Source organism: Microbacterium sp. CFBP 8794 (assembly GCF_014841235.1).
GTDB lineage: Bacteria > Actinomycetota > Actinomycetes > Actinomycetales > Microbacteriaceae > Microbacterium.
Window position 1 is genome coordinate 82,343 of sequence record NZ_JACYTT010000004.1, and the last position, 11,668, is coordinate 94,010.

12 protein-coding genes are annotated in these 11,668 nt (G+C 72.3%); 3 read left to right on the forward strand and 9 right to left on the reverse strand.

The features are described 5' to 3' along the window. The first annotated feature begins 33 nt into the window (after window positions 1-33). A complete protein-coding gene (locus IFU19_RS11245; RefSeq protein WP_055839786.1) occupies window positions 34-900 on the forward strand; it encodes an NYN domain-containing protein in 867 nt (288 codons plus the stop codon). Between the two features lie 69 nt (window positions 901-969). Here the strand turns inward: IFU19_RS11245 and IFU19_RS11250 are convergent, their stop codons facing one another. Together IFU19_RS11250 and IFU19_RS11255 are read right to left on the reverse strand one after the other, a co-directional pair. Continuing rightward, the gene (locus tag IFU19_RS11250) at window positions 970-1,596 is read right to left on the reverse strand and encodes a hypothetical protein (RefSeq protein ID WP_192013863.1); all 627 of its coding nucleotides are present in this window, start codon (window positions 1,594-1,596) and stop codon (window positions 970-972) included. A 111-nt stretch (window positions 1,597-1,707) separates the two neighbouring features. Continuing rightward, entirely contained in the window at window positions 1,708-3,291 is a 1,584-nt protein-coding gene (locus tag IFU19_RS11255) for an ATP-dependent DNA ligase (RefSeq protein ID WP_192013865.1), read from the reverse strand. Between the two features lie 256 nt (window positions 3,292-3,547). Here IFU19_RS11255 and IFU19_RS17060 point away from each other — a divergent pair, with 256 nt between their 5' ends. Next, a complete protein-coding gene (locus IFU19_RS17060; RefSeq protein WP_192013867.1) occupies window positions 3,548-5,197 on the forward strand; it encodes a RecQ family ATP-dependent DNA helicase in 1,650 nt (549 codons plus the stop codon). 117 nt (window positions 5,198-5,314) lie between these two features. Here IFU19_RS17060 and IFU19_RS11265 read toward each other — a convergent pair whose 3' ends face one another. From IFU19_RS11265 to IFU19_RS11275, 3 genes are read right to left on the reverse strand one after another with little or no spacing between them, the layout of a single operon-like run. Beyond that, on the reverse strand, window positions 5,315-5,722 hold the full coding sequence (locus tag IFU19_RS11265) for a DoxX family protein (protein ID WP_055839799.1): 408 nt from the start codon (window positions 5,720-5,722) through the stop codon (window positions 5,315-5,317). Window positions 5,723-5,775: 53 nt separating this feature from the next. After that, window positions 5,776-6,384, reverse strand: a complete 609-nt coding sequence (locus tag IFU19_RS11270; RefSeq protein WP_192013869.1) for a DUF1349 domain-containing protein — start codon at window positions 6,382-6,384, stop codon at window positions 5,776-5,778. Further along, window positions 6,381-7,595 carry a DUF418 domain-containing protein gene (locus tag IFU19_RS11275; RefSeq protein WP_342343408.1) on the reverse strand — a complete coding sequence of 405 codons (1,215 nt, stop codon included), beginning with the start codon at window positions 7,593-7,595 and terminating at the stop codon, window positions 6,381-6,383. Before IFU19_RS11275 ends, IFU19_RS11270 begins: the two co-directional genes overlap by 4 nt. A gap of 22 nt (window positions 7,596-7,617) precedes the next feature. Between IFU19_RS11275 and IFU19_RS11280 the strand changes: the two genes are divergently transcribed. After that, on the forward strand, window positions 7,618-8,211 hold the full coding sequence (locus IFU19_RS11280; protein WP_192013873.1) for a TetR family transcriptional regulator C-terminal domain-containing protein: 594 nt from the start codon (window positions 7,618-7,620) through the stop codon (window positions 8,209-8,211). Between the two features lie 74 nt (window positions 8,212-8,285). Here IFU19_RS11280 and IFU19_RS11285 read toward each other — a convergent pair whose 3' ends face one another. Genes IFU19_RS11285 through IFU19_RS11300 form a run of 4 tightly spaced genes read right to left on the reverse strand, consistent with a single transcriptional unit; the run spans window position 8,286 to window position 11,654 of the window. Next, the gene (locus tag IFU19_RS11285; protein ID WP_192013875.1) at window positions 8,286-9,041 is read right to left on the reverse strand and encodes an ABC transporter ATP-binding protein; all 756 of its coding nucleotides are present in this window, start codon (window positions 9,039-9,041) and stop codon (window positions 8,286-8,288) included. Continuing rightward, window positions 9,038-9,850 (reverse strand): ATP-binding cassette domain-containing protein, encoded by an 813-nt coding sequence (locus tag IFU19_RS11290; RefSeq protein WP_192013877.1) that lies wholly within the window; start codon window positions 9,848-9,850, stop codon window positions 9,038-9,040. Before IFU19_RS11290 ends, IFU19_RS11285 begins: the two co-directional genes overlap by 4 nt. After that, a complete protein-coding gene (locus IFU19_RS11295) occupies window positions 9,847-10,710 on the reverse strand; it encodes an ABC transporter permease (RefSeq protein ID WP_055937913.1) in 864 nt (287 codons plus the stop codon). Before IFU19_RS11295 ends, IFU19_RS11290 begins: the two co-directional genes overlap by 4 nt. Next, window positions 10,707-11,654: an ABC transporter permease gene (locus tag IFU19_RS11300; RefSeq protein WP_249405443.1), complete on the reverse strand. Its 948-nt coding sequence runs from the start codon at window positions 11,652-11,654 to the stop codon at window positions 10,707-10,709. The genes IFU19_RS11295 and IFU19_RS11300 overlap by 4 nt, the downstream gene beginning before the upstream one ends. Between the last annotated feature and the right edge of the window lie 14 nt (window positions 11,655-11,668).

An 11,668-nucleotide genomic window follows, 5' to 3' on the forward strand; every position in this document is an offset into this window, starting at 1 on the left:
CATGGACCGCGGGGACGGGTCAGACTGGACGGTATGCCCGATACGCAGACCGCCCGCGTCGCCGTCTACCTCGACTTCGACAACATCGTGATGTCCTGGTACGACCGCGTGCACGGGCGCAACGCCTACTCGCGTGATCGGCAGAAGATCGCCGAGAACCCCATGGATCCCGAGATCGCCGAGCGTCTCACCAAGGCGACGATCGACGTGGGCGCGGTCATCGACTACGCGGCGTCGTTCGGCACCCTCGTGCTCACGCGCGCCTACGCCGACTGGTCGGCGCCCGTGAACGCCGAGTACCGCTCGCAGCTGGTCGCGCGCGCGGTCGACCTCGTGCAGCTGTTCCCCGCCGCGGCGTACGCCAAGAACGGCGCCGACATCCGTCTCGCGGTGGATGCCGTGGAGGACATGTTCCGCCTCCCCGACCTGACCCACGTCGTCATCGTCGCCGGTGACAGCGACTACGTTCCCCTCGCCCAGCGCTGCAAGCGGCTCGGACGCTACGTCGTCGGCGTCGGCGTGGCGGGGTCGACCGCGAAGTCGCTCGCGGCCGCGTGCGATCGCTTCGACGCCTACGACTCGCTGCCCGGCATTCCGAAACTGGCCGAGACGAAGAAGGACAAGGACGCCGCTCCCTCGCGGCCGCGCACCCGGAGTCGTTCGAAGGATCCCGCGGTCGACCTGCTCGAGCGCGCCATGCAGCTCGAAGCCGAGCGCGCCGACGGCGAGTGGCTGCACGCGTCGGCGGTGAAGGACCTCATGAAGCGTCTCGACCCCTCGTTCAGCGAGAAGGCCCTCGGGTTCCGCAGCTTCTCGGACTTCTTGAAGGCGCAGACCGCCCACGTCGAGGTCGACGAGGAGTCGAACGTCGTGCAGGTGAAGGCCGTCACGCGGAGCTGATCCCGGCGACGGGGATCGCGGCGACGGCGCGCCCGACGCGCGGACGCCGGGGCTCCCCGCGCGGAGGCCTCAGCGCCTCTCGGCGCCCGGGGCCACGTGGGCGAGCACGCGGTCCCAGACCGACGTCAGCGTCACGTGGCCGTTGACCGATCCGATCTCGTCGTCGGGCACGATCTGCATCTCGGCCGACCGCATCCGCTCGACGTACCACTCGGCATCGCCGGTCGCCGCGGGACCGTCGCCGCCGACGATCACGAGCGCCTCCGCGTCGAGATGGTCGAGCAGGGGCGTGCGCAGGTCGCGGCTGAGCGGGTCGGACGGGCTCTCGACCCCCACGATCGCCAGGCGATCGACGACGGAACCCATCGCCGCGGCCAGGTAGATCGCGATCGCTCCCGCCGACCGCTCCCCCACCAGGCCGACGGGGACTCCCGGGGCCTCGCGCTCGACGAGCTCACGCAGGGCGTCGACGGTGAGCGCGGCGGGGGTCTGCCCGCCGAACACCGGCGGGTCTTCCAATTCGGGGGCGTCGAGACCGACCGCGATGATGCGCACGTCGTAGCCCGAGGTCACCCGCGAGTCGGGGTCGGTCGTGGAGACGTCGCCGGTGCGCAGCACGAACACCGCGCGCGGAGCTCCGGGAGTACCGAAGCTGCGGTAGCCGAGCTCACCGTCGAGCCAGGGGGCCAGACTCATCGAGGGGTCCTTTCGTCGTGCTGTCGTGTCGTCCCCGGCGGGGAGGAGTCATCGGGGCGGTCGGCTCGTCGGTCATCCGGCCGTCGGCCGAGCATCGTGGGTCGAGCATCGTCACTCGGCGATCGCGTCGGCGGCGCTCCCACTGCTGCCCGCGCCCGCGCCCGCACTACCGCCCGCGGGGAGCATCGCCCGCAGGGTGTCGATCGTGTCGGCGTCGACCGCCGTCTTGTCGGGACGGTATGCCTTCACCCGGGCGAAGCGCAGCGCCACGCCGCCCGGATACCGCACCGATCGCTGCACCCCGTCGATCGCGATCTCGACGACCGTATCGGCGACGACCCGGATGCCGCCCGGCACCGCTCCCGTCTCGCGCTCGGCGAAGTGCGCGGTCTGCCACCGCAGGGTCTCGTCGGTCAGGCCCTTGAAGGTCTTGCCGACCATGACGAAACCACCGGGTTCACCGAAACGACCCTCGGGATCGCGCGCCCCCAGGTGCAGGTTCGAGAACCACTCCGCGCGACGCCCCGAACCGCGTTCGACGCCCAGCACGACCAGGTCGAACGTGTGCACGGGTTTGACCTTGAGCCAGCTCTTGCCGCGTCGACCCGCGGAATAGCTCGCGTCGAGGCCTTTCACCATCACGCCCTCGTGCCCCGCGTCGAGAGCGGCGCGGGCGAAGGCGTCTGCCGCGTCGGCGTCGTCGGTCAGCAGGGCGGGGATACGGTAGGCGCCGGCCACGCGCTCCAGCTCGTCGAGGCGGGCCTCGAGGGGGTCGTCGATCAGGTCGCGCCCGTCGACGTGCAGGATGTCGAAGAACCAGGGGCGCAGGGCGATCTCGCGTGCCGTCTCGGCCCCGAAACGTGCCATCGTGTCTTGGAACGGGCGCGGGGCACCGTCGTCGTCGAGCGACAGCGTCTCGCCGTCGAGGATCACGTCGTCGACCGGCAGCGCGCGCGCGACCTCGGCGATCTCGGGCACGCGGTGCGTGACGTCGGCGAGCGTGCGCGTGTAGACCGTGACCTCGTCGCCGTGTCGGTGCACCTGCACCCGCGCACCGTCGAGCTTGTACTCCACCGAGGCGCGACCGGCCGTCTGCAGCGCCTCGGCCACGGTCGCCGCGGTCGAGGCGAGCATGGGCTGCACGCCGCGACCGACGACCAGGCCCACGGCGCTCAGATCGTCGACCGACCCGGTGAGCGCGACGCGAGCCGTCTCGCCGAGGTCGCCCGACAGCATGGCGGCCCGACGCACGAGCGCGCCGTCGCGGTCACCGGCCCGGGCGATGGCATCCACGAGCACGCCCTCGAGCGCTCCGGTGCGCAGCTCGCCCGTCATGATTCGGATGAGCAGGTGCCACTCGTTCGCGGTGGCCCGCGAGGCGAGATCGTCGAGCAGCCCCGTGCGGACCGCCGCCGACCCCGCTCCCCCGACCTCGACCAGGCGCGAGAAGGCGTCGTCGACGTCGCCGACGGTGAGCGTCGAGGTGTCGGCGTGCTCACCGCCGCGTGCCGAGAGCGTGCGCCACCCGACACCCAGGCGACCCTGGCGCGGAGACGCGGTCAGCAGTCCCACGACGGGCTCGATCTCGTCGGGGGTGAGCGCGCGCAGCACCGCGGCGAGCGCGTCGACCTTGGCCAGGCGGGATCGGGTACCCGTGACCGTCGTGAGGGCCGTGTCGATATCGCCGAGGAGCATGTCGGCATCCTGGCATCCCCCTCCGACATCGCCCGTCGGCTTGCGCGGGCGGGGCGGTCGTGGCATCGGGTTCCCCGGGGGTGGCCGGGGCGCACGGTCTCGTCGAGAGCGCGGCCGATCGTGCCGGCCCCCGCACGCCCGCCCTGATGAGCGGGCGCCGCGACACCGCTCATCACATGTGGTCCCTGCTCGCAACCCCCGACTCGATGTCGGAGGTTCGGGGTGTGCTGGACGCCTCCCCCAGGAATGAGGCCCCGTGAACGCTCCCGCCACCCTCGAACAGTCCGCCCGCACCGCCCGCGACGTCTTCGGCTGGGACGACCTGCTGCCGGGCCAGGCCGAGGCGATCGACGCGGTCGTGAGCGGCCGCGACACCCTGGTGGTCTTCCCCACCGGTGCCGGCAAATCGGCCGTGTACCAGATCGCCGGGTGCGAGCTCGGCGGGGTCACGGTCGTCATCTCACCCCTGCTGGCCCTCCAGCGCGACCAGATCGACTCCATCGACGCGGCTCCCGACGCCCCCGCCGCCGTCGCCCTGAACTCCCGTGCCGGTGCCGCCGCGCGCGCCACGGCGTGGGCGGCCATCGAGGGCGACGACGCGGTCTACGCCTTCCTGGCCCCCGAGCAGCTCGCGAACCCCGAGGTGTTCGACCGCCTCGCGAACGCCGACGTGCGGCTCATCGTCGTCGACGAAGCGCACTGCGTCTCGGCATGGGGGCACGACTTCCGCCCCGACTACGCGCGGATCGGCGACGTCGTCGACGCACTCGGCCACCCTCCCGTGCTGGCGTTGACGGCCACGGCATCCGCCCCCGTCCGTGACGACATCGTCGCCAGCCTGCGCATGCGCGAGCCGCACCTCGAGGTGCGGGGCATGGACCGCCCCGAGATCCACATGGCCGTGCGGCGACACGAGCACGACGCCGACAAGCGTCGCGCCGTCCTCGCTGACGTGCAGGATGCCGGCGGCCCTGCGCTGCTGTACGTGGCGACCCGCAAGGGAACCGAGACCTACGCCGACGAGCTGGGCGCACTGGGTCTGCGGGCGGCGGCCTACCACGGGGCCATGGCGCAGAAGCGGCGCGACGAGGTGCACACGGCGTGGAGCGCGGGCGAGCTCGACGTGGTCGTGGCGACCTCGGCGTTCGGCATGGGCGTCGACAAGAGCGACGTGCGCCTGGTCGTGCACGCCGACGTCACCGAGTCGCTCGACTCGTACGCGCAAGAGATCGGCCGGGCGGCGCGCGACGGTCAGCCGGCGCGGGCGATCCTGCACTACCGCGCCGAGGACTTCTCGCTCCGGTCGTTCTTCGCGGGCGGCCACACCAAGCGCGCCGACATCGCGGGCGTCTGGGACGTGCTGCAGCGCGCCGACAGGCCGATGCGCGCGAAGGACATCGCCGACGAGGGCGGTCGTTCCGTGCGCGCCATCGGCCGTGTGCTGAACCACCTGGTCGCGTGCGATCTGGCCGTATCGGGAGCCGAGGGCGTCTCGATCCTGGCGAAGGTGTCGGCCGGCGACGCGGTGAGCGCCGTGCGTGAGCGCGACGAGGCCGAGGAACGCATCCGCGCGTCGCGCATCGAGATCATGCGCGGCTATGCCGAGACGGTCCACTGCCGACGCCGGGCCCTGCTCGAGTACTTCGGCGTCGAGACCCCGAGCCACTGCGGATCGTGCGACCGCTGCGACACCGGAGCCGCCGCGCCGATCGACGAACCGGCCGCCGCGGCCGACACCGACGGCATCCGCATCGACTCCACGGTCGAACACGGCGAGTTCGGCGTGGGCACGGTCATGGCGATCGAAGACGACCGGCTGACGGTGTTCTTCGCCGACCACGGCTACAAGGTTCTCGCTCGCGCGGCGTTCGAGCGCGGCATCCTCGAACTCGGCGAGGCGGCGTAGTCGCGGCCGGTCTTGCTCGCGGCGAGACCGCGCGCGGGATCCACCGCGTCGGCGACACCCCCTGGGTGCAGCGCAGGGGTCACCGCGGCAAAGTCAGGCTCCGGACGCGGCGCGGGGTCACCGAGCCCGCGTCGACCACCACGCCCACGCCACGAGCGGTACCTGCAGGAACAGCCGCGCGAAGCGGGCACGGTCGGTGTTCAGACCCGGCGCCGAGCGCCCGGTGCGCCACTGGTGCACGTTCCCCGGGAACACGGCGACGAAGAAGGCGGCGATCGCGGCTCCGATGCGGCCGCGCTCGCGCGGCAGGGCGACAAGTGCGGTGCCGAGCAGCACTTCGACGGCCCCGGATGCCACGACGATGGCGTCCTTGTCGAGGTGCAGCAGGCGGGTGGCCCACCCCGGCACGACGATGCGATAGCCCCGGCGCCCCCACGTCACGTGGCTGACGCCGGCGCCGACGAGCAGCAGAGCCAGGCCGCCGCGGGCGACGGAGCGGATGGTGAGACCTCGACGTCGTGCCATCGGGTCAGTCTGCCATCCGTGCCGGGGCGCGGGGTCGCCGCGCGGGTCGCGGCTCAGCTCAGGTCGCGCAGGTCGGTCAGCGAGCGAGACGCGAAGGCGATCTCGTCGAACACCGCCGTCGCGCCGGGCCCCATCGGCGCCTGCGCGAGAAAGCCCACCGCGACCGCCGTCGGCTCGGCACTCAGGCGGAACACCCGCACGAAGTGCCACGACACCCCGTCGAGCGAGAAGTGGAAGACGAAGGCCGGGCCGGTGCGCGCGACACGCAGCCACACCGCGTCGGTCGTGAAGACCGGCCCGTTCGCATCGTCGGAGAATCCGTCGGTCACGACGCTGACGACCATGGCCTCCCCCTGCGGCGAGTACTCGTTGCAGAGCTTCGCCCACCGGTCGGGATCGGACCAGAGCGCGAGTGCTCCCGCGTCGAAGGTCGAACGCGCGCCGACCACGCGCACACGCGCCGAGAGGACGAAGTCGGTCTCCGGTGCGGCGAAGGCGAGCGCCGTCGCGCCGTGCTGGGCCGCACCGCCCGCCGAGTCGTTGGTCCAATCGACGCCACCGGCCGACCGCAGGGTCAGCGCGCGCGCGGTCTCGTCGTACTCGGCGTCGCCGTCGACGCCGGTCCAGTGCAGGGCGGGAAGGCCGGGGAGAGAGAGGGTCACGACGGCACCCTATCGGTGCGCTCGCTCGACGTCGCCGACGCTCCGCCGCGGCGGGGTCGCGTGCCGAGGTCGGCCGCCGCGCGCCACAACCACTCGACCGGACCGGCCGAGAACCGCCGAAGCCACAGGTGCGCCGCGGCGGCGACGACCGCGGTGATCACGAGGAAGGCCGCCACCGTCACCGGCACGCGCCAGGGCGCGAGGGTGGACGCGAGCCCGAAGCCCCAGCCGTAGAAGAGCGCCCCGCCGAGGAGGTTCTGCAGCAGGTAGGCGCTGAGCGCGACCCGGCCGATCTCGGTGGCGCGGCGGGCGAACCACCCGCCGGTGCCCCGACGCACGCAGAGCTCGACCACGAGCCCCAGGATGCCGAGAGCCACGACCGGGGCGACCACGTACCGCTCGAGCAGCAGCCCGGCGGAGGTCGCCGACAGCGCGAGGACGAGGTCGACGGGAGCCGCGCAGAGCCCGACGATCATGAGTCGGCGGCGCAGTCGAGCGCCCTCGGCCGCGAACACCCCCGCCCGCAGAAGTGCGGCGCCGGCGAGGAACATCGCCAGCGAGAGGAAGCCTATCAGCACGGGTTCGGCGCGGAAGACCGCCGCGTTGTCGAGGCGGAACGCGGCGAGACCCAGGAACGATGCGTCGGCGTAGGGGCTGGGCTCGGACGGCAGCGGGAGGTCGGCATCCGCCCCGGGAAGAACGGTCAGCACCAGGACGAGGAGCGACATGACCGCGAGGTGGATGCCGCCGAAGACGACGATGAGGGCTCGTTGGGCCCGCGGGCGCGTCAGGAGCAGGAACGACACGACCGCGGCGGTGACGGCGTACCCCATCAGCACGTCGAACTCGGCGATGAGGATGTAGTTCACGACGCCGTCGACGAAGAGCAGGGCGGCGCGCCACAGATAGCGCCCGGGCCACCGTCGCTGCTGCCGCACGGCCGAGCGGTGCTGGATCGCGAGTCCGACCCCGAAGGTCAGCGAGAGCAGGGCGAGGAACTTGCCCTGCGCCAACGCCATGAGGGCCAACTGCGTCGTCGCCGCCGCGGAGGATTCGCTCGACAGCACCGGCGCACTGAGCATGCCGAGCAGGCCCCAGGGGTGCGAGAAGACCCAGACGTTGGTGGCGAGCGTGCCGACGATGGCGATTCCGCGCACGACGTCGAGGGCGGCGAGACGGCCCCGATCCGGCAATACGTTCGTATTGTTCACGGCTTCACCGTAGCCTACGACGGTGGACGAATCAGCCCCCTCTTCTGCGCGCGGAGGAAAAGACGCCATCGCCGAGGCGGTGCTGCGCGTGCTCTCGACGGGCGGGGCCGACGACCTGAGCGTGCGCAAGGTCGCCGCCGAGGCGGGCGTCTCGGTCGGGGCGGTGCAGCACCACTTCCCCACGCGCGCCGCGCTGATCATCGGGGCGATGGGTGCCGTGAACGCCCTGTTCCGCGCGCGTATCCGCTCCGCACTGGCCGAGGCTGCCACCGCGCGGGAACGCCTCTCCACCGTGTGCGAGGAGCTGGCCTGCCTCGGCGACGCCGGTCCGCGCGACGCCATCGTCTGGACGGCCTTCGCCTCGCGCGCCGGAACGGACCCCCGGGTGCGCGACATCCACGTGCAGGGCTGGCGAGCGGCCGAGGGTTTCGTCCAGACCCTGTTGACGGAGGCCTATCCCGACGCCGGCATCACGCCCGACGACGCCGCACTCCTGCTCGCCACCCTCGACGGCATCGCCGTCGCGCGGGGCGCGGAGGGGGATGACCGCATGGCGCGCGACCGCGCGCGGCGGATCATCGCCGCCGTACTGGCCCCGTTCGCCGACCGGCGGTGACGGCCGCCCTGTCGCCGTGACGCCCGTCGCCGTACGCCCCGCGCGCCCGACGCCGCCGCCCCGGGCCGTTCAGCTCAGAGGGGAAGCCTCGGTACCGAGGCCAGCAGTCGGGCCGTGTAGGGATGCTGAGGGCGCGAGAGCACCTCGGCCGTCTCGCCCACCTCGACGATCCGGCCGCCCTCGAGCACGGCGATCCGCGCGCACAGGGCCGACACGATCGTGAGGTCGTGCGAGACGAGCAGCATGCCGATGCCGCGCTCGCGGGCGAGCGAGCGGAGCAGGTCGATCACCTGCATGCGCACGCTGGTGTCGAGGGCGCTGACGGGCTCGTCGGCCAGCAGCAACCGCGGCGACGGGGCGAGCGCGCGGGCGATGGCGATCCGCTGCCGCTGGCCGCCCGAGAACGCGTCGGGGTAGCGCTCGGCCGCGTCGGCGGGCAGACCCACGTCGGCGAGCAGGCCCGCCACCCGGGCGCGCCGGTCGCCCTCGATGCCCAGCGATCGCAGCGGTTCGGCGATGGCGTCGCCGACCTTCATGCGCGGGTCGAGCGACGAGAAGGGGTCTTGGTAGATCGGTTGCACGGCCCGGCGGAAGGCCCGCAGCGCCACGCGGCGAGCGGGCAGCGGCGCGCCCTCGAAGTGGACGGTGCCTCTCGTGGGCGCGCGGAGTCCGAGCGCGAGCTGCAGGAGCGACGATTTGCCGGCTCCCGACTCCCCCACCAGGCCGACGCTCTCGCCGGGGGCGATCGCCAGCGACACGTCTGTCAGCACGGGGCGGTCGGCCCGGTACGCGAAGTCGACGTGATCGAGCGACAGGATCGGGACCGTCATCGCGTCTCCTTCGGCAGCAGATCGTCGAGGGCGCGGGATGCGGCGACGAGCTCGCGCGTGTACGGCTCGACCGGCGCCGAGACGAGCGTCGCGGTGTCGGCGACCTCGATCTGTCGCCCGCCCTTCATCACGAGCACCCGGTCGGTCATCCTGGTGACCACGGGGAGGTCGTGGCTGATGAACAACAGCGCCATGCCGCGTTCGGTGACCTCGCGCTGCAGCAGATCGAGGACGCCGGCCTGCACCGTCACGTCGAGGGCGGTCGTCGGCTCGTCGGCGATGAGCAGGTCGGGAGAGCCCGCCAGGGCGAGGGCGATCGCGACGCGCTGGCGTTGGCCGCCCGAGATCTCGTGGATGTACGACCGCGCGACGCGCTCGGGCTCGGCGAGCTTCACGTCGGCGAGCGCGTCGAGGACGGCGCGCTTCAGCTCATCGCCGCGCAGTCCCCGGTGCCGGCGCAGGGGCCAGGCGAGCTGTCCGCCCACGCGCATGAGCGGATCGAGCGAGGCCAACGGCTCCTGGAACACCGCGCCGAGGACCGTGCCCCGGACGCCGTCGAGCGTGCGCTGCGATGCCGTCACGGCATCCACGACGCCCTCCGACGAGCGGACGCGAACCGCTCCGCGGGCACGGAGCGGATGGGCGAGCAGGCCCAGCGCGGCGAGGGCGGTGAGCGACTTGCCCGACCCGGACTCGCCGATGATGCCGACCCGCTCGCCCGGGGCGACCGAGAGCGAGACGGATTCGACGAGGGCGCGGTCGTCGAGATCGACGCCGAGGTCATCGAACTCGAGCAGGGGCGCGGTCATCGGATGCTCCTCGAGGCGGGGTCGGCGACATCGCGCACGCCGTCGGCGAGCAGGTTGATGCCGACGATCGTGGCGACGAGCAGGATGCCGGGGAGCAGCGCCGCCGTCGGAGCGATCGTCACGGTGCTCTGGGCCTCCTGCAGCATGCGGCCCCAGGACGCGTTCGGCGGCGGCGAGCCCAGGCCGAGGTACGACAGGGACGCCTCGGCGATCACGGCGCCGCCGAACTGGAGGGCCAGCGGCACGATCAGCGTCGGCCAGACGTTCGGAAGCACGTGCCGCCAGACGATGCCGAAGGTGCCGGTGCCGGACGTGCGGGCGGCCGTGACGAAATCCCGCCCGAGCACCCGAACGGCCGTGACGCGGGTCAGCCGCGCGATCACGGCGGATCCGGCGAGGCCGATCGCGAGGATCGCCGACTCCACCGACGCTCCGCGCCACGCGACGATGAGCATGGCCAGCAGCAGCGTGGGGAAGGCGATCGCGATGTCGAGAAGGCTCGAGATCGCGTCGTCGATCACGCGACCTGTCACCGCGGCGACGAGGCCGACGACGATACCGACGACCGCGGCGATCACGACGGACCCGACGCCCACGAGCATCGCCAGGCGCGCCCCGATCATCAGCTGAGAGAAGAGGTCGCGACCGAGCCGGTCGGTGCCCGCCCAGTGCTCCGCCCCGGGTGGGAGCAGACGGCCACCGCCGGTGTCTTCGGGGGCGAACGGGGTCCAGAACGACGAGACGATCGCGATGACCGCGATCGCGCCGAACAAGACGGCGCCGATGGTCAGGTTCAGCGAGCGGCGACGCCGGGGGGCGGGGCGCTGCGCCACGATGACGACGGGGGGAACGGCGCTCATGCGACGGCCTTCGCCCGGCGGTTGCCCGACAGCGTCCCCCGCAGGCGCGGGTCGATGAGACGTTGAGCGACGTCGGCGACGAAGCCCAGCAGCAGCACGAGGGCGGTCGAGAACAGGATCACTCCCTGCACGCTGGGGAAGTCCTGCTCGCGAATGGCGACGAGGAGCATGTCCCCGAGTCCGGGGAGGGCGAACACGCGCTCGATGATGACCGCGCCGACGAACGTCGTCGACAGTTGGATGGCGAGGATCGAGATCACCGGCACGACCCCGTTGCGGATGCCGTGTCGCCACAGCGCCGTCGAGAAGCTCTGCCCCGTAGCCCGGGCGGCGCGCAGGTACTGCTGGCCGAGCACGTCGAGCGTCGCGCTGCGCACGTAGCGGGCCAGGTCGCTGCCGGCGACGATGGCGATGGTCAGCACGGGGAGGGTCAGGGCGAACAGAGCGGCGCCCGGATCCTCCCAGTCGCGACGGGGGAAGCCACCGGCGGGGAACAGCCGCCAGTTCAGCGAGAGCACGCCCACGAGCAGGATGCCGACCCAGAAGACCGGGACGGCTCCGCCCAGCTGCGACAACGCCGAGAACGTGGTGCCGTACCAGGTGCGCGACTTCCACGCCGCGAGGAACCCGACCGGTACCGCGATGATGACCGACAGCGCGAACGACAGCAGCGTCAACGGCAGGGTGACGTTCAGTCGGCGGAGGATCTCGTCTCCCACCGACAGTCGGTTGGTGAAGCTCTGCCCCAGATCGAGTGTCGCGAGCTGGCCGACGTAGTCGACGAACTGCACCCAGATCGGCCGGTCGACGCCCAACCGAGCTGCCGCCGCCTGGATCTCGGCATCCGTCGCCCCCACCGAGATGAGAGCGAAGACGGGATTGCCGAGCACACGCAGCACGACGAACAGGATCACCACGGCCAGCGCGAACGCCAGCAGCAGCAATCCTGTCCGTCGAA